Raw genomic sequence first — 16,346 nt, 5'->3', positions numbered from 1 at the left:
TTGGCGATCGGTGTAGGTATGGTTTTGTTCTGTGCCGTGACATTGATCGGCGGACTTGCAAGCTGGTTGTTTTTCACCGGCCTGCTATGGAGGAGGTCGGAGACCCACGCGCCGCCACGCCGGATACGCCGGCTGGCGGACGATGACATACCAAGGCGGTTCTGGTTCTCCGGGTTTCTTGCCACCCTCCTCTGGATTGTTCCGCTATATGCCCTGGCGCTGGGCCTTGTCTCAGCCACCGAGTAACCACCCAACCCCGGGATTGTTTTGCCGGTATCGAGCGCGCCGGGCAGGCGGTGGTGGAGGCGGATTGTCGAGGGTTATTTCCGCAGGTGCCTTCGGTCGAGTAGCATCGTCCCTTCACACATATTGAGGCGTAGCCTGGTCAATCGCCGGCGGACAGGATCATGCATGTGTCAATCGAGGATCTGTATGATGACAAAGTTCTTGGGGTCGATGATCAGGCGCTTCTGGTTGACGATGGCGAATGCATAATCGGGCGAGTCCGGAATCGGCGATAACATGAGGTTGCTTGGTATTGGCCGACCGATGACGAGGTTTTCACTGACTTGCACAGGGTTACCTGGCATAGGCTGCCTGCGGACGAATTCTACAGCTTTCTCACTGGGCGGAGCGACGGTCGGTTGTTGAGCAAAACCGTCCCCCGCCAGGGCGACCAGAGCGGCGGTGAGAACAAGGAGATTTTTCATGAGAATGCCTTTCCGCTGATGGTCCACGGCGCCGGATGTCCGGCCCATTGATGTGGAGGTCAGGGTTAGACAGGAACGGGCCAGCATCGCCTTCGTTCCGCTTCAGTTCAATTGCGCCGATGCGAGAGCCGCCTCAAATTTTTCGCGACCTTCGTCGGGTGTGTTACGACCATCGAACGCACACAACACAGCGCTCTCGGCGAGTGCGATTTCCCGCCCCCTGAAGATGGGGCTCATGCCGATGACAACCGGCCTCCACTGGCCAAGCTCTTCCTCACCAAAGGCGAACTTGGGAAGTGGTTGAGGACGGCATAACCTATCTTTCTATCGGATAGTGCCCGTCACGATGGGATCGAATTTGTCGAGTTGGTCCCAAGCGAGCGACGCGCCAAACAGCAACACCGCAATAATCGGGATAACCAAAAGCACAGCACCACCGGGAACACGCATGACAAAACCTCTCAGCGATTGAGCTGCAGACTCATGCTCCGGCTTCATTACCGAGAGGTTAATTGTGTCTCACTTTCACACAGGAAGACACAACCATCTATGCTTCTTTTTCCGACCCCACTCCTTTGCTGAGGAGGGTCGGCAGATGCGGACGCCACAACTTACGAACGAGCGGCGGGCACGACTCTGCTCCTCGATGAACGGACGGGACGGCCAGCGGTTCGGGAAAGAGCGAGTTCAGGGGGATGAAGCCGCCGCGCGATCTGTCGATTGAACGGCTTCATCAGGAAGGGCCACGAGAACAAGAGCGCCTATTCTGAGCCGGCTTTACCTATAGGGCGATGAACAGGTCGCCCGCACGCCTGCGCGCGGCGAATACGTGTTGTCGTAAGCGCGATAGGACTGATAGCGGTTTGCGCACCATTGCACATGGCCGCCGCCCGCGCGAGGCTGGCTCGCGATGGCACCGCCGATGATAGCGGCAGCACCGAATGCGGCAAGAGGGTACCAGAAACCGTCGCTGTGGCGGCGGTAGCCAGCGCGTCTGTCTCTATATCCACGTTGCCCGTTGTAATAGCCGTCGCGGCGATATTCGCGACGATCATCGTATCCACGGCGGTCACGCCAGTCGCGGTCGCCCCGATACTGCACCGCTTCAACGTCCGATACCTGCGGAAGGTTGGCTACCGGAAGCGGTACGGCCGAAGCCGCGGTGAATGAGGTAAGTCCAAACGCCAGTGACAATGTCGCCAGCGAGCACGCCTTAATAATTATTTTCATTAGGTTTTTCCTTATTCCAACCCACTCGAACGCGTGGGATCCGCTGAGGTTCCGTTAGAAAGGCAAACTCTCCCGAGCCCTGCCGGAAGCTCGGGCAGTGCAAACCTCATTCCCGCGGCGGCAACCCGCGATAGCGCGCATGTCGTGCCGGTTTAAGGAAGCTTTGCGAGAAGCACGGATGCCTTCATGACAATGGATGTTGCGGTCGAGGTCAATGGAGGAATGATCCCAATAGCCCGCGGCTGCGCACGAGGTACCTGACCGAAAGAAACGGCACCCCTATGCCGCTTCGTTGCATTCGGCTCGCCCCACACCACATACACGTGTATGCTCCAGCGAGCAGAGGATGGAACATGCACACACCCTTCGAGGTCATTTTTGCCAACATCACTCAAGGCATCGCCCTTCTGCGGATCTGCGGGTGCTGGTGATAAACAATCGCCTGTCGCAACTGCTGCAAATTCCGGAACTGACTATGGGAGTGGATGCAAAAGCGATCGCTGACCACTTGCCTGCCTGTGACCAAACGAGGCTTTGGCTCGCACACTTGGTCACCGAACGGAAATCGCTGCAGCAGGAAATAGAAGTCGGCGAGGTACTGCTGTCCTTGACGTCCACTCCCGTGGGCGAGGGCTGCTGGTTGATCCAGTGCAAGGATATATCAGCGCACGCGGCGATAAAAAAAGAGCTTTCCGAACAGACCAGCCTTTTCGATTCGGCCTTGGCCAACATGCCTCACGGATTGTGCATGTTCGATGCGGACAAAAATCTGATGCTGTGCAACACGGCGTACTCGCGCTTGTACAGTTTGCCGGAGCAACTGACCCGACCGGGTACATCATTGCAGCAGATTCTTGACTATCGAGTGACAGCCGGCAATGCGCCCGCCCATCGTGAAACCTATTTCGATGTTGTCGTCGAAGCCTCCCTGAAACGGTCAGCGGCAAGTCGGAACATACCCCTGACGGACGGCAGGGTCATAAAGATCTCACACAGTCCCATGGAAAACGGCGGATATGTCGCAGCGCATGAAGATGTCACCGACGCGGTGCGCGCGGAAGAGCAAATTAAATATATGGCTGGCCACGATCCGCTGACAGGATTGCCCAATCGAACGCTGTTACGCGAGAGGATCGACAGGGAGCTCGCAGTCAGCGGGAAGACAAACGCGTTGCTGTGTTTGGATTTGGACCGGTTCAAGGAGGTAAACGACAGCCTGGGGCACGCCGTGGGCGATCTCCTGCTCAAGGCGGTTGCAGACAGGCTCGCGGACTGTCTACGCGACGGCGACAGCATCGCGCGCCTCGGCGGCGATGAATTCGTTATCTTCCAGACCGGTGTGCAAAGCAGAGACCAGGCTTCATCCTTGGCCGAGCGGATTATTGACGTTATCGACAAGGCTTTCATCATCGATGGAAAATCCATTCGTATTGGCGTCAGCATCGGCATTGCGATGGCCCCAGACGACGGCGACATGGGCGACTCGCTTTTGCGGCACGCCGATACGGCGTTGTATAAGGCAAAAGCGAACGGCCGCGGCACCTTTTGCTTCTTCGAAACTGTGATGGATGTCGACAGACAAGCGCGCCGTGATCTTGAAACTGTGCTCCAGCGGGCCCTCGAAACCAATCAATTCGAACTCTATTATCAGCCACAGGTGGACACGATAACCGAACAGGTTGTTGGGTTCGAGGCCCTCCTGCGGTGGCATCACCCGGAACGCGGTCTGGTTTCGCCGGCTGAGTTCATCCCGCTGGCGGAGCAAACCGGAATGATCGTGCCCATCGGGGAATGGGTCCTGCGCCAGGCCTGCAAAGACGCCGCGAGTTGGCCGGCCGATATCGGCGTGGCCGTCAATCTTTCCCCGCTCCAGTTCAAGAGCCAGACGCTTGTCCACACCGTCGTCTCCGCGCTTGGCGATGCGGGGTTACCAGCATCTCGGCTTGAACTCGAGATCACGGAATCGGTTCTGCTGACCGACAACGACACGGCCTTGGCAACGCTGCACCATATCAGGAGCCTGGGGGTGCGGATTGCGATGGACGACTTCGGGACCGGATATTCATCGTTGAGCTATCTGCGGCTCTTTCCATTTGACAAGATCAAGATCGACCAATCCTTCATTCGCGAACTTGGAAAGTCCAAGGATTGCGCCGCCATTGTGAAGGCCGTCGTCGATCTGGGGGTAAGTCTCGGCATCACCACCACTGCCGAAGGCGTCGAGACGAGCGATCAACTGAACCGGGTGAGAGAGCAGGGCTGTAGCGAAATACAAGGCTACTTGTTCGGAAAGCCTCTCCCTATCAGCAGCGTCGATGAGCTGTTGAAGCGCCACTCGCCGGCCGCTGCTTAATGATCGGGATTTCACTGATGAGGAATATGCCCTGATCGGGCAACTCCACTTTGAAAGGAGATGTCGACCGCTTCCTATCTGGATGCGCAGGGAGCTGAATAGGGCGTCGCGGCCGAGACGATTAAGAGGTGATCTATGCTAACCCGAACCAGTTTCAGCCGGCAGGCATTGGCGTGTCAGCCAATCGGCAAAGGCGCGCGCCAGTCGCCGCTGACTGCCGGATTTGGGGTAGGCGAGATAATGGCCGATGTAACGGTTGTCGCGACAAATCCGATGGAGAGGACGGACCAGCTTGCCATTTTCCAGCTCGCGCCTGGCCAGGACGTCAGATTCCAGCGCAACGCCGAGGCCGTTAACCGCGGCATCGATAGCAAGGAAGCTTCGATCGAAACTCATCGATGGCGGCGGCGGTGGTCCCAGATCATTGGCTTCGAACCAGTCGATCCATTGGATCCGCTTGAGATCGCTTCGAATTAGAGGATGCCGGAGCAAATCCCGCGGGGAATTGATCTGTAGCGCCATTTCGGGCGCGCAAAGCGGCGAGACGATCTCCTCGGAAAGAGGGATTACGATCAGGTCTTCGCGATTCAATGGTTCGCCATAGACGACATCGGCATCGAAGAGCCCATCGACGAAACGGGCATAGTTTGTGCTGGCGGCCACCCGCACCTCAATCCCAGGATTCTCCTTGAGAAAGTAAGGCAGGCGCGGCGACAGCACCTGCGCCGCGAAGCTCGGCGCGCAATGAAGGCGCAACAATTGCGACTTGTTGGATGAAATCAGATCAACACCACGGCGCAGCTCTTCAAATGCGTTGGACGCGTGGTTGAGCAGGGTCTGACCCGAAAGAGTAAGCACGACGCTGCGTGTGGTTCGTTCAAACAGGGCCGTCCCGAGATCGCGCTCCAACTTGCTTATGGCGTGACTAACGGCACTTGGAGATAAACGGAGCTCCTCTGCAGCCGCCCGGAAAGATGCAAGCCGCGCCGCCGATTCAAAGATCCGCATCGCCGAGAGTGAAGTGAGGTGCAACATGGGATTAGTGAAGCAGATTCACCCATAGATGTAAACTTCGCGTTTGTCGCGGTGGCCCCGTTCGGTCAGAAATCTCCTCATGGATGGTGATCCATTCGACGGTATTGCCAGATGCCGGGGAGGCATCGGGAGGAGAACGAGATGCTTTTAAGGGGAAAGACCGCGGTCATTTCGGGCGCGGCGAGCAAACGCGGTATTGGCCGGGCCACGGCGGAGCTTTTCGCATCGCACGGTGCGCGGGTCGCCATTCTCGACATCAACGCCGAGGAGGCGAAAGCCGCCGCGGGCGAGCTCACGCCCGTCGACCATGGCGCCCATACTGGCATACGCTGCGACGTGGCCGATCGTGCCTCCTGCGCGTCTGCGGCGGACGAGGTTCTCACCGCCTTTGGCGTGGCGCATATCCTGATCAACAATGCCGGTATCACCCAGCCTGTGAAGACGCTCGAAATCTCTGAGGCGGACTGGCAGCGTATCGTCGCCGTCAATATGACAGGCGTCCTCAACCTCAGCCAGGTCTTCATCCCCAACATGCGCGATAACGGCGGCGGGTCGATTGCCTGCATGTCGTCGGTTTCCGCGCAACGCGGCGGCGGCATTTTCGGCGGCCCGCACTATTCGGCCGCCAAGGCCGGCGTCCTCGGCCTCGCAAAGGCCATGGCACGGGAGTTCGGTCCAAACGGCATTCGCGTCAATTGCGTGACGCCCGGCCTCATCCAGACGGATATCACCGGCGACAAGCTTTCGGCCGACATGCGCGCCGACATCATCAAGGGCATCCCGCTCAGCCGATTGGGCGAAGCGGGCGACGTCGCCAACATCTACCTCTTCCTCGCTTCCGATCTCTCGGCCTACGTCACCGGTGCGGTCATCGACGTCAATGGCGGCATGCTGATCCACTGATCCGCCCGCGAAGACCCTGACAAGGATGGGAAAAGCATGACCCAAATCGGTCACAATATCAGTCTTCCCGAACGGGCCCGGCGCATCCGCCGGCACGCCCTGCGCATGGGCGAGGTCCAGGGCCAAGGCTATATCGCGCAGGCGCTCGGCATCGCCGACGTTTTGGCGGTCGCCTATTTCCATGCGACGACCTACAGGCCGGAAGATCCGGAATGGGAAGGGCGCGACCGCTTCCTGCTGTCGATCGGCCATTATGCTATCGCGCTTTACGCGGCGCTGATCGAGGCGAAGATCGTACCGGAGGATGAACTCGAGACCTACGGCACGGATGACAGCCGCCTGCCCATGTCGGGCATGGCCGCCTATACGCCCGGCATGGAGATCACCGGCGGATCGCTTGGCCACGGCCTCGGGATAGCTGTCGGCATGTCGCTGGCGCTCAAGCGCAAGGGCTCACGCTCCTACGTCTACAACCTGTTTTCCGACGGCGAACTCGATGAGGGGTCGACCTGGGAAGCGGCGATGTCCGCGGGTTCCTACAAGCTCGACAATCTGATCGGAATCGTCGACGTCAACCAGATGCAGGCCGATGGTCCGTCGCTCGACGTCCTCAACTTCGAGCCGCTTGGGCTGAAGTTCGAGGCCTTCGGCTGGTTCGTCCAGCGCGTCGATGGCAACGACATCGATGCGCTCGTCGAAGCCTTCGACAAGGCGCGTCATCATTCCGGGGCGCAGCCGAGAATCATCATCTGCGATACGAAGATGGCGAAGGGCGTGCCTTTCCTTGAGGCCCGCGAGCGCAACCACTTCCTGCGCGTGGAACCGCATGAATGGACAGAGGCGATCCGGATCATCGACGCGGGAGCAACGGCATGAGACGCTCGAAATACGAACGCCCCGCGCATCTGATCGGCAACTCAGGCGGGCCACGACTGACGACTTCGGCGATGATCGCCTCCATCGCCGGAGCGGATCAGCCGACCCGGCCCGCACCCTTCGGCCATGCGCTTTCGGCGCTGGCGGATAAGGAAGACCGCATCGTCGGTCTCTCGGCGGATCTCGCCAAATACACCGATCTCCATGTCTTCCGTGCCGCCCATCCCGACCGCTTCTATCAGATGGGGATGGCTGAGCAGTTGCTGATGATGTCGGCCGCCGGCATGGCCCGCGAAGGCTTCCAGCCCTGGGTGACGACATACGCCGTCTTCGCCTCCCGCCGGGCTTATGACTTTATCTGCATGGCGATTGCCGAAGAGATGCTGGACGTCAAGATCGTCTGCGCGCTGCCCGGGCTCACCACCGGCTACGGCCCCAGCCACCAGGCGACCGAGGACATCGCGATGTTCCGCGGCATGCCGAACCTCACCATCGTCGATCCCTGCGACGCGAGCGAGATCGAGCAGGCGGTGCCTGCCATCGCCGCCCATCGGGGTCCGGTCTACATGCGGCTTCTCCGTGGCAACGTGCCGCTCGTGCTCGAGGAATACGGCTATCGGTTCGAGCTGGGCAAGGCGAAGCTGCTGCGCGACGGCAGGGATACGCTGCTCATTTCGTCCGGCCTGATGACGATGCGCGCACTCGAAGCCGCCGAGGAACTCCGCAAGGACGGTGTCGACGCCGGCGTGCTGCACGTTCCCACGATCAAGCCACTCGATGAGGCCACCATCCTTGCCGAATGCGCCAAGCAGGGGCGTCTCGTCGTCGTCGCCGAAAACCATACGGTGATCGGCGGTCTCGGAGAGGCGGTCGCCGCCACCTTGATGCGCTCGAACGTGCGTCCCGCCGCATTCCGGCAGATCGGGCTACCGGACGCCTTCCTTGAAGCGGGCGCCCTGCCGACCTTGCACGACATGTACGGCATATCGACCGCGAAGGTCGCTGATCGAATTAAGGGGTGGCTAGACGGCTAAGCCGCACGGTCGCCGCGTTGAGGAGCGCGGCTGGCCGCAACAGTTTCAAAGTGGAGGAGAAGAGATGAAATTCGAGATCAACAGACGCCAGTTCCTGAGAGCGTCGTCGGCCGTACTGGCCGCCCCGGCGATCGTTACCATGGTCCGGCCCGCGCGCGCCGGCACGACGCTGACCCTTGGTCACGGCGCCGCACCGGGAAATCCGAGAACAGTCGCCGCGACGAAGTTTGCAGAATTGGTAGCCGAGAAGACGGCGGGCCGCGTCAAGGTCAACGTCGCCGGCGCGGAAACGCTCGGCAGCGATTCGGCAATGCTGACAAGCCTGCGCACGGGCGCGCTCGATTTCACCGCCAACAGCCAGGGAGCAACATCCGCGCTCGTTCCTGAACTTGCAGCGCTCGGCCTCCCCTTCCTGTTCGAGACCACGGCGAAGGCAATGACGGTTCTCAACGGCCCGGTTGGCGGTGAGCTCGTCAAGCGTTTCGAAGCCGTCGGCGTGGTGCCGCTTGACTGGTGGGACAATGGCATCCGCCACCTCACCAACTCCAAGCGCAAGGTTTCCGCACCGGCCGACGTGAACGGCATGAAAATCCGCACGCCGGCCGACCCGATGACGATGGACATCTTCAAGGCCCTGGGCGCGGCGACAGAGCAGATCGCCTTCGGCGAACTCTATGTGGCCCTGCAGCAGGGCGTGGTCGACGGACAGGAGAACCCGCTCGCCAATATCGACAGTTCCAAGCTGTACGAAGTCAACAAATACATCACCCTGACTGGCCACAAGTGGGAATCGACACCGTTCCTGATGTCGAAGGTCGCCCTGGCGCGACTGGGCGGTGACCTTGGAGCCGTAAAGGCTGCTGCGAAGGAAGCCGGCGAGCTCCAGCGCAAGCTTTCCGCTGCCAAGGACGCCGAGGTGCTGGCAGCATTCCGGGGCAATGCGGCAATCGAGGTGATCGAGGTGGACCGGCAAGCCTTCGCCAAGGCAACCGCTTCGGTCGCCGAGACCTGGAAGCGGAAGCCTTTCGGAGATTTCGTCGCCCAGATCGAATCCGCCGCCAAGGGCTGAGGCCTTACCTCAAAGGGAATACCCCATGAAAAGCCTCTCAGGTTTCATAGAACTTACGGCGCAGGCCATCGTATGGTTTGCGCGGCAGGTCGTCATCTTCAGCGGGATAGCGCTGATGGTCTTCATGACGGCAAACGTCTTTGCCCGCTACATGCTGACCGGGGGAGGCTTTTCGTTCGCACAGGAGCTGCCAGTGCTGATCTTTCCCTGGTTCATCCTGGGCGGCATCGTGCTCGCCGCCCATTCCGGCGGTCATATGGCCGTCGAATGGATCTACGAGAAGCTGCAAGACGGTGCGCGTACCACCGCCTTCGTCGTCGCCAATGCCGTCAGTGCCGGGGCTTTCCTGGTGCTCGGCTATCAAGCCTACCGGGTCGGCGAGATCGCCGGGATCGAACACAGCCCGGTACTCCAGCTGCCTAATAGCGTGGGGTATTTCGCTCTTGCCATAGGGTCCGTGCTCGTGGCGATCGTTACGCTCGGCGTTGTCCTGCGCGTGCTGCGCCTTGGTTGGGAATCCCGGACGAACACCGAGAGCGGAGAGGTGGCGCTGTGACCATCTTGATGATCATCGTCTTCTGCGTCCTGATGATGATGGCGGTGCCGGTAGGCTACGCCCTTATCATCTCTGCCGGCGTCGCAGTCCTGTTCAACGGCTATCTGCCGCTGTCAATCGTCGCGCAGCAGATCTATGACCAGACGCAATCCTTTCCGATGCTCGCGTTGCCGTTCTTCATGTTGGCCGGCACGCTGATGCTCGGCGGCGAGCTCGGCCGACAACTCCTGGAGCTGGCATCGCATGCGATGCAGCGTTGGCGTGGCGGACCCCTGTCGACCACCGTCGTTTCATCCGTCGTCTTCGGCGGTGTGTCGGGCTCGGCAGTGGCCAATGCCAGCGCGCTCGGTTCCGTCCTCATCCCGTGGCAGAAGAAGCATGGTTTTCCACCCGCGCTTTGCGCCGCCAACAATGCCACGTCGGCCGTCATCGACGTCCTGATCCCGCCGTCGATTCCGATGATCCTGTTCTCGCTGGTGAGCGGTGTGAGCGTCGCCAACCTCTTTGTGGCCGGCATCCTGCCGGGCATGCTGATGGCCGCGAGTTTCGTCTTCGTCTGCTGGTTCGTTTCGGTGAGACGGGGTTATGCCGCGCAGGCCTCGGAAACCAGCAGGCGGCAACTCGCGACGCTGGCCCTGAAGAGCCTGCCCGCCGTCCTCCTGCCGGTTCTGATCATTTTCTTCCTTCGGTTCGGCCTGGCCACGCCGACGGAAGTTGCCGTCCTGTCGGTCGTCTATTCACTCGCGCTCAGCCTGGTCTACTATCGCGACCTGACGTGGAAGCGCTTTTGCGACAACGTTGTCGAGGCGGGCGTGGCGACCGGCGTTGTTATGCTGGTGATCATGGGCAGCGCGGCCGTGGGTTGGGTGCTGACCTTCGACCAGGCACCGCAGCAAATGGCCGACTGGGTCGCCGCCAACATTTCGAGCCCGATCGTCATCATCCTGATGATGAACATCCTCATGCTCATTGTCGGCATGCCGCTCGACATGCCGCCGGCCATCCTGCTGCTTGGACCAATCTTCGTGCCGCTCGCCGATGCGATCGGACTGGACCGGGTCCAGCTCGGGCTGATGATGGTGATCAATCTCGGCATCGGACTTTATACGCCGCCGATCGGCACGACGCTCTTCATCTCATCGTCGATCGCAAAATCACCGCTCGGCGAGACGACGCGGGAGCTCTGGCCCTTCTTCTCCATGGCAATGGCACTGCTGCTTGCGGTGAGCTTCATACCGGCGCTCACGCTCTACTGAGGACCATGCACCATGACCGAGAAGCACAACATCGTCTCAGTCCGTTCCCTCACCAAGGCCTATGGCGCGACCTCAGTGCTGAAAGGGATCGATTTCTCGGTCGCCCGCGGGGAAATACATGCGCTCCTCGGCGGCAACGGCGCGGGAAAGTCTACCCTCATCCGCATCATCACGGGGACGGCGACAAAGGACGGCGGCGAACTCGACTTCCGCGACGCCTCGGGCAACCTCCTCAGCGAAACGGACGGTCGCCACAAGGTCGCCGTGGTCCATCAGGAACTGGCGCTGCTCCCGCATTTGACCGTTGCGGAGAACATCGCGCTGCCACACTTCCGCAAGGGCTCCCGCCTCTACGATCGGCGTCTGGCGACAAGACAGGCGCACGACGCCTTGTCGATGATCGACCGGGACTTCGCCGCGGTCGCTCTGAACCGCCTCATAGGCGATCTCAGCCTCCACGAGGGGCAGATGGTGGAGATCGCGCGGGCGCTGTCTTCGGGCGCCGAGCTCATCCTGCTTGACGAGCCCACCGCCAATCTCACCGCAATCGAGACCGAGCGGCTGTTCGATGTCTTGCGGCGGCTGACGCGGGACAATGGCCTCTCGGTCGTCTTTGTCTCGCACCGTATGAAGGAAATCCGCCAGATCGCCAATGTCTGCTCGATCATCCGCGACGGCAGAACGGTGGTGAAGAGCGTGCCGACGGCCGACCTGACTGACTTCGCGATCATCGAGCATATGGGGCAGGCTCATGCTCTGGCCGCTCCGCGGGTCACCAAGGTCGCTGCGCAACAGGCTATGGCAGGAGAACCGCTGACCATCGCCGAAGACGGCTTCACCGTCGTGTTGCAGCCGGGGACTATCCTCGGCATTGCCGGTGCCCCGGCAGGCCCGCAGACGCTGATCGCCGCCCTCGTCGGTGCGGCCCACGCCAAGCGCTGGACGGTGACACGCTCGGGATGGCCCGGCCGTTTCCGCTCCCCGCGCGAGGCGGCACGGGCAGGCGCGGGTTTCGTGACAGGCGACCGGGCACATCGCGGCATTCTTCATTCCCTGCCTATCATCGACAACGTGGTCGCATCACGCCGTGTTACGCGAGGTTCGTTCTTCGCCAACAAGCATGAAGGGGTTGAGTGCTTCGACCTGATGCAGGCGCTCAAGGTCAAGGCGGGCTCGCTCTGGCACCTGCCGAATACGCTGAGCGGCGGCACGCAGCAGAAGCTGCTTCTCGCGCGCTGGCTGAACCTGCCCTCCCGCCTTCTGGTCCTCGAAGAACCCACGCGTGGCGTCGATATCGGCACCAAGCGGGAGATCTATCAACTGATCCGCGACATGGCGGCAACCGGAACGGCGATCGTCTGGTGGTCGACGGAAAATGCGGAGCTGCTTGAAGTTTGCGACCGCGTGCTGGCCTTCGACACCGAGGGGCGCTCGTCGGGCGTGATCGAACGCGACCAACTCAGCGAGGACAGGCTCGCGGCACTGACAGGAATGGCGGCATGACGAAAACCATTATTGACCAGGCCGGGACAGGTGTCGAAACGCGACCGGCAATCCGGACCCGGGAAAGTCTCCTGTCCACCTACCGGACGGAATTGGCGATCGCTGGGGCAATCGGCCTTCTTGTGCTGGCGGTCGGAACCCAGGTACCGCAGGCACTGAGCTGGGGAAACTTCGCTAACATCACCCAGGCGGGCGCACCGCTGATCATCATGTCGCTCGGCGTTCTCCTGGTGGTGATTACCGGCGGTATCGACCTTTCCGTCGGATCCGTCTTTTCACTGACGGGCATGGTGACGGCGCAGGCCATGGCAGCGGGTTTCGGCGGCGTGAGCGCCGCCCTCGTCGGGCTTGGTGTCGGCCTGGTCTTCGGCTCGATCAACGGCTTTCTCGTCACCATCGCGGGGCTTGCGCCTTTCGTGGTGACGCTGATCACCTTCGCTGTCGCGGGCTCTCTGGCCTTCATCGTCACCAATGGACGATCGATGCCAATTGGCGATCCGGATTTTTGGCTTTTGAATAGCGGCAGCATGATACCCGGCATGCCGAACTACATCCTGTTCTGCATCGTGCTGCTCGTCGCAATCGAGTTATTTCTGAAGAAGATGGTCGCGGGACGCTGGTTCTACGCCGTCGGCAGCAGCGCGGCAGCAGCGCATCTTCTTGGGATTCCCGTCAAGCGGACCCAGTTCTTCGCCTATGTCGCCTCGTCGCTTCTCGCGTCCTTCTCCGGATTGCTGACCATCTCCTACATTCTCAACGCGGAATCGACGGCTGGCTCCAGCCTGATGCTGCAGGCAATCGCAGCGGTGGTCATCGGCGGCGCCAGCCTGCTCGGCGGCACGGGAACGGCGGTGGGCGCTGTCCTTGGAGCCCTGATGATCACCGTCATCCAGAACGGCGTCAATCTCATCGGCATCAACAGCTTCTGGCAGGGGTCGGTTACCGGCCTCGCCATCCTGATCGCGGTCCTGATCGATCGCTTCAGCAAATCGCGGCGCGGTGCCGTGTAATGCGTCCTGGAGGAGACCTGGACGTCAAGAGGAGGAGGAAGGCATGAAGACGAAACTGAACGGCTGGCTGGCGATGGCAGCGAGCGTCGCGCTCGCGGCATTGTCGAGCGTCGCGCATGCGCAGGAAAAGAAGACGGTCGCCTATCTCGCGCCCTCGCTGGACATTTCCTACTGGCAATGGGTCGGCTTTGGCGTGAAGCAGAAGGCGCAGGAACTCGGCATGGATTATGTCGAGTTCACCTCCGAGAATTCGCCGGCCAAGCAGATGGACAATGCGCGTACGGCCGTGACCAAAGGCGTCGATGCGATCGTCATCGGTCCTGTGAGCTCGACCAGCACGCCGCCGCTGCTCGCCTATCTGAAATCCCAGAACATCCCGATCGCCTTCGCCGGCATCGGCCCGCAGCCCGGCCAGACGGACTACACGTCCTCCGTCACCGCCAACAACTACGAGACGGGCAAGGCGCAGGGCAGCTTCGTCTGCGCGCTCGCGAAAGAACGCGGCGGCAACAAGGTTGGCATGCTGTCCCTCCCCCAGGACCGCGAGAACGCCCAGAAATATCTCAAGGGAGCGCAGGAGGCCTTTGCGGCCGACGGCTGCAAACTTGCCCAGATGCTCGAGACACGCGGCCTGACCGTCAACGAAGCCGTGACGCAGGCCAATGACATGCTGACGGCCCATCCCGACATCAAGGCGATCTATGGCATGTACGACGAGGCTGGGACGGGTGCTGCGAAGGTCTTGGAGACCCGTGGCCTAACCGGGAAGATCGGCATCGCGGTCGCCGACGGCAGCCCGACGACCATCGGGCTTCTGAAGGCCAAGGCAATTCAGGGCATCTTCTTCCAGGAAGCGGTCGGCCAGGGCATTGACGGCACCCAGCAAGTGTTCAATGCACTGACAAAAGCACCCGTCAAGAAGGATCTCGCTCTCGTCATGCCGCTCGTGACGGCCGACAAGATCGACTCGCCCGAGGCGAAGGCCGTCATCGCCCGCGTCTTCCCGCCAAGCAAATGACCCGCAAAGAGCGGGAACGGCCGTGACTGTCGTTCCCGCTCCACCGAGGAGGAACCATGTCCGACATCGCCATTATCGATCCCCATTTCCACCTCTGGGACCTGGAGACAAATTACTATCCCTGGCTTTCCGACGGCGTGAAGCCATCCGCCTTCGGCGATTATACCGCCATCAACAAGACCTATCTGATCGGAGATTTTCTCGCCGACGCGAAAAACCAGAACCTCGTCAAGGCGGTCCACCTCGATGTCGGGTTCGACCCGAAGGACCCGGCCGGTGAGACCAAGTGGCTGCAGGGTATAGCCGACAAGCACGGTTTTCCGCACGGCATCGTCGGCTATGCCGACTTGCGCAAGCCCGATGTCGGCGACCTGCTCGACGAGCATATGCAATACGCGAATTTCCGTGGCATCCGCCAGTCGATGAACTATCACACCGATGCCGCCAAGACCTACCTGGCCGAGCCCGAGGTGAGCCAAACGCCCGAATGGCGCCGAGGCTTCAAGGAACTGGCGCGCCGGGGACTGAGCTTCGACCTCCAGCTCTATTACTGGCAGATGGAAGAGTTTCTCGAAGTCGCGCGTGATTTTCCCGACACCCAGATCATCCTCAACCATACCGGCATGCAGGTCGACGGCCCCGCTCATTTCGACGGCTGGCGCAAGGCCATGCATACGCTGGCTCAGGCGCCGAACGTCGCGTGCAAGATCTCGGGCCTCGGCATGGGTGACTGGACCTGGAACACCGGGAGCATCCGCCCCTATGTCGAGGAGGCGATCGGCGCCTTCGGCGTCGAGCGGGCGATGTTCGCCTCAAATTTCCCGGTCGATAAGCTGTTCTCAAGCTATGACGCCATATGGAACGCCTTCAAGGAGATCACCGCCGGTTACTCGGCTTCGGATCGCTCGGCACTGTTTCACGACAACGCCGAACGGTACTACCGCTTGTAGCATGCTCAGCTGCTGATATTCGTCGCCTTCACCACATTTGGCTCAATGCAGTTCTTCGTGCCGCTCGATTGCGAAACTTGAACCTTCCGATCATTCCCGCACGTTGCCCAGAGCCCGCATGATGAAGCGGGTTTGCGATCGGAGTTCATCTTCCAGGTTGCCGCCATCGACGACCCGCTGTTCCAATAGGCTGGGATGAACGAATGATATCATCGCGGCCAGGGCACATCGGGCGGCATTGCGCGGATCGTCGTTTTCCAGTTCCCCGGCCTTCAGGCCGTCACGAATGGTGGCTTCGAATATCCTCGTCATCTCATCGCAATACCACTTCGCCACCTCCCATTTGCCCTCGGCGGCAGCAACAAAAAGCTCGTGAATGTGCGGCGCGTCTGTCAGCCGCGCTCGAGTCTGCCGGTAAAGATCCTCGAACATCGCAGCGAGTCGAATGCCAGCAGCATCCTCCCTTCGCGAAATCGCGCGTGCAGCCTCAAGCGTGCTGCTGGCTATACGAGCGTAGACATCCAGGTCAATTGCCGCCCGTGTTGGAAAGAAGCGGTACACGTTCGTTCGACTTGTACCCAGATCGCAAGCGATATCGGCAACGGTCGTCTTGCGGCGACCGATCCGGCGAATGAGCCTTTCTGCTGCATCCAGTATGCCGTCACGTTCTTGCTCGACAACTTCCTCGTCGAAAGCGGAGGAATGTTTCCCGATCAGGCCAGCCGTCGCTCCTCGTCCGCCGGGCGCCCTGTCAGTACCGGCGTCCCAAATCGTTGGTACGGAGCCAAAGGTATTGTCCTTCGTCCCCGGTGCGGCTGTATTGGCGTATCGATCCGACACGAG

The 16,346-nt window shown here is 60.8% G+C and carries 16 protein-coding genes; 12 read left to right on the top strand and 4 right to left on the bottom strand.

The features are described from left to right. Positions 1 to 246, top strand: a 246-nt coding sequence (locus tag GQ59_RS32900) for a hypothetical protein (protein ID WP_207642197.1), incomplete at its 5' end; no start/stop codon positions are given. A 170-nt stretch (positions 247 to 416) separates the two neighbouring features. Here the strand turns inward: GQ59_RS32900 and GQ59_RS28435 are convergent. After that, positions 417 to 710 (bottom strand): DUF1236 domain-containing protein, encoded by a 294-nt coding sequence (locus tag GQ59_RS28435; RefSeq protein ID WP_051904250.1) that lies wholly within the window; start codon positions 708 to 710, stop codon positions 417 to 419. Positions 711 to 1,487: 777 nt separating this feature from the next. Continuing rightward, on the bottom strand, positions 1,488 to 1,940 hold the full coding sequence (locus GQ59_RS31465; protein ID WP_084683325.1) for a BA14K family protein: 453 nt from the start codon (positions 1,938 to 1,940) through the stop codon (positions 1,488 to 1,490). Between the two features lie 421 nt (positions 1,941 to 2,361). On the opposite strand from GQ59_RS31465, the gene GQ59_RS28425 reads away from it, so the two are divergent. After that, positions 2,362 to 4,293 carry a putative bifunctional diguanylate cyclase/phosphodiesterase gene (locus GQ59_RS28425; RefSeq protein WP_162183328.1) on the top strand — a complete coding sequence of 644 codons (1,932 nt, stop codon included), beginning with the start codon at positions 2,362 to 2,364 and terminating at the stop codon, positions 4,291 to 4,293. 138 nt (positions 4,294 to 4,431) lie between these two features. On the opposite strand, the gene GQ59_RS28420 is transcribed toward GQ59_RS28425, so the two are convergent. Further along, entirely contained in the window at positions 4,432 to 5,328 is an 897-nt protein-coding gene (locus GQ59_RS28420) for a LysR substrate-binding domain-containing protein (RefSeq protein ID WP_037087853.1), read from the bottom strand. 141 nt (positions 5,329 to 5,469) lie between these two features. Here GQ59_RS28420 and GQ59_RS28415 point away from each other — a divergent pair, with 141 nt between their 5' ends. From GQ59_RS28415 to GQ59_RS28370, 10 genes are all read left to right on the top strand, one after another. Then, positions 5,470 to 6,231, top strand: a complete 762-nt coding sequence (locus tag GQ59_RS28415; RefSeq protein ID WP_037087850.1) for an SDR family NAD(P)-dependent oxidoreductase — start codon at positions 5,470 to 5,472, stop codon at positions 6,229 to 6,231. Positions 6,232 to 6,267: 36 nt separating this feature from the next. Beyond that, positions 6,268 to 7,107, top strand: coding sequence for a transketolase (locus GQ59_RS28410; protein WP_037087847.1), 840 nt, complete (start codon positions 6,268 to 6,270; stop codon positions 7,105 to 7,107). Next, the gene (locus tag GQ59_RS28405; protein WP_037087844.1) at positions 7,104 to 8,141 is read left to right on the top strand and encodes a transketolase family protein; all 1,038 of its coding nucleotides are present in this window, start codon (positions 7,104 to 7,106) and stop codon (positions 8,139 to 8,141) included. Before GQ59_RS28410 ends, GQ59_RS28405 begins: the two co-directional genes overlap by 4 nt. A gap of 64 nt (positions 8,142 to 8,205) precedes the next feature. Continuing rightward, complete coding sequence (locus GQ59_RS28400; protein WP_037087840.1) at positions 8,206 to 9,210, top strand: TRAP transporter substrate-binding protein; 1,005 nt, start codon at positions 8,206 to 8,208, stop codon at positions 9,208 to 9,210. 25 nt (positions 9,211 to 9,235) lie between these two features. Next, on the top strand, positions 9,236 to 9,766 hold the full coding sequence (locus GQ59_RS28395; protein ID WP_037087837.1) for a TRAP transporter small permease: 531 nt from the start codon (positions 9,236 to 9,238) through the stop codon (positions 9,764 to 9,766). After that, complete coding sequence (locus GQ59_RS28390; protein ID WP_037087835.1) at positions 9,763 to 11,022, top strand: TRAP transporter large permease subunit; 1,260 nt, start codon at positions 9,763 to 9,765, stop codon at positions 11,020 to 11,022. The genes GQ59_RS28395 and GQ59_RS28390 overlap by 4 nt, the downstream gene beginning before the upstream one ends. A gap of 12 nt (positions 11,023 to 11,034) precedes the next feature. Next, complete coding sequence (locus tag GQ59_RS28385; protein WP_037087833.1) at positions 11,035 to 12,525, top strand: sugar ABC transporter ATP-binding protein; 1,491 nt, start codon at positions 11,035 to 11,037, stop codon at positions 12,523 to 12,525. Continuing rightward, a complete protein-coding gene (locus tag GQ59_RS28380) occupies positions 12,522 to 13,535 on the top strand; it encodes an ABC transporter permease (protein ID WP_037087831.1) in 1,014 nt (337 codons plus the stop codon). Before GQ59_RS28385 ends, GQ59_RS28380 begins: the two co-directional genes overlap by 4 nt. A gap of 43 nt (positions 13,536 to 13,578) precedes the next feature. Continuing rightward, positions 13,579 to 14,553 (top strand): substrate-binding domain-containing protein, encoded by a 975-nt coding sequence (locus GQ59_RS28375; RefSeq protein WP_037087828.1) that lies wholly within the window; start codon positions 13,579 to 13,581, stop codon positions 14,551 to 14,553. Positions 14,554 to 14,609: 56 nt separating this feature from the next. After that, on the top strand, positions 14,610 to 15,503 hold the full coding sequence (locus GQ59_RS28370; protein ID WP_037087824.1) for an amidohydrolase family protein: 894 nt from the start codon (positions 14,610 to 14,612) through the stop codon (positions 15,501 to 15,503). Positions 15,504 to 15,593: 90 nt separating this feature from the next. On the opposite strand, the gene GQ59_RS28365 is transcribed toward GQ59_RS28370, so the two are convergent. After that, positions 15,594 to 16,343, bottom strand: a complete 750-nt coding sequence (locus GQ59_RS28365) for a TetR/AcrR family transcriptional regulator (protein ID WP_037087822.1) — start codon at positions 16,341 to 16,343, stop codon at positions 15,594 to 15,596. Between the last annotated feature and the right edge of the window lie 3 nt (positions 16,344 to 16,346).

Source organism: Neorhizobium vignae (assembly GCF_000732195.1).
GTDB lineage: Bacteria > Pseudomonadota > Alphaproteobacteria > Rhizobiales > Rhizobiaceae > Neorhizobium > Neorhizobium vignae.
Note: the sequence above shows the minus strand (reverse complement) of the source record. Positions and strands in the feature narration are given on the sequence as shown.

What these genes read in the sequence shown, in the direction of transcription:
- GQ59_RS28435 (WP_051904250.1), bottom strand. Translation starts at nt 710, where the DNA reads ATGAAAAATCTCCTTGTTCTCACCGCCGCTCTGGTCGCCCTGGCGGGG.
- GQ59_RS31465 (WP_084683325.1), bottom strand. Translation starts at nt 1,940, where the DNA reads ATGAAAATAATTATTAAGGCGTGCTCGCTGGCGACATTGTCACTGGCG.
- GQ59_RS28420 (WP_037087853.1), bottom strand. Translation starts at nt 5,328, where the DNA reads ATGTTGCACCTCACTTCACTCTCGGCGATGCGGATCTTTGAATCGGCG.
- GQ59_RS28415 (WP_037087850.1), top strand. Translation starts at nt 5,470, where the DNA reads ATGCTTTTAAGGGGAAAGACCGCGGTCATTTCGGGCGCGGCGAGCAAA.
- GQ59_RS28410 (WP_037087847.1), top strand. Translation starts at nt 6,268, where the DNA reads ATGACCCAAATCGGTCACAATATCAGTCTTCCCGAACGGGCCCGGCGC.
- GQ59_RS28405 (WP_037087844.1), top strand. Translation starts at nt 7,104, where the DNA reads ATGAGACGCTCGAAATACGAACGCCCCGCGCATCTGATCGGCAACTCA.
- GQ59_RS28400 (WP_037087840.1), top strand. Translation starts at nt 8,206, where the DNA reads ATGAAATTCGAGATCAACAGACGCCAGTTCCTGAGAGCGTCGTCGGCC.
- GQ59_RS28395 (WP_037087837.1), top strand. Translation starts at nt 9,236, where the DNA reads ATGAAAAGCCTCTCAGGTTTCATAGAACTTACGGCGCAGGCCATCGTA.
- GQ59_RS28385 (WP_037087833.1), top strand. Translation starts at nt 11,035, where the DNA reads ATGACCGAGAAGCACAACATCGTCTCAGTCCGTTCCCTCACCAAGGCC.
- GQ59_RS28380 (WP_037087831.1), top strand. Translation starts at nt 12,522, where the DNA reads ATGACGAAAACCATTATTGACCAGGCCGGGACAGGTGTCGAAACGCGA.
- GQ59_RS28375 (WP_037087828.1), top strand. Translation starts at nt 13,579, where the DNA reads ATGAAGACGAAACTGAACGGCTGGCTGGCGATGGCAGCGAGCGTCGCG.
- GQ59_RS28370 (WP_037087824.1), top strand. Translation starts at nt 14,610, where the DNA reads ATGTCCGACATCGCCATTATCGATCCCCATTTCCACCTCTGGGACCTG.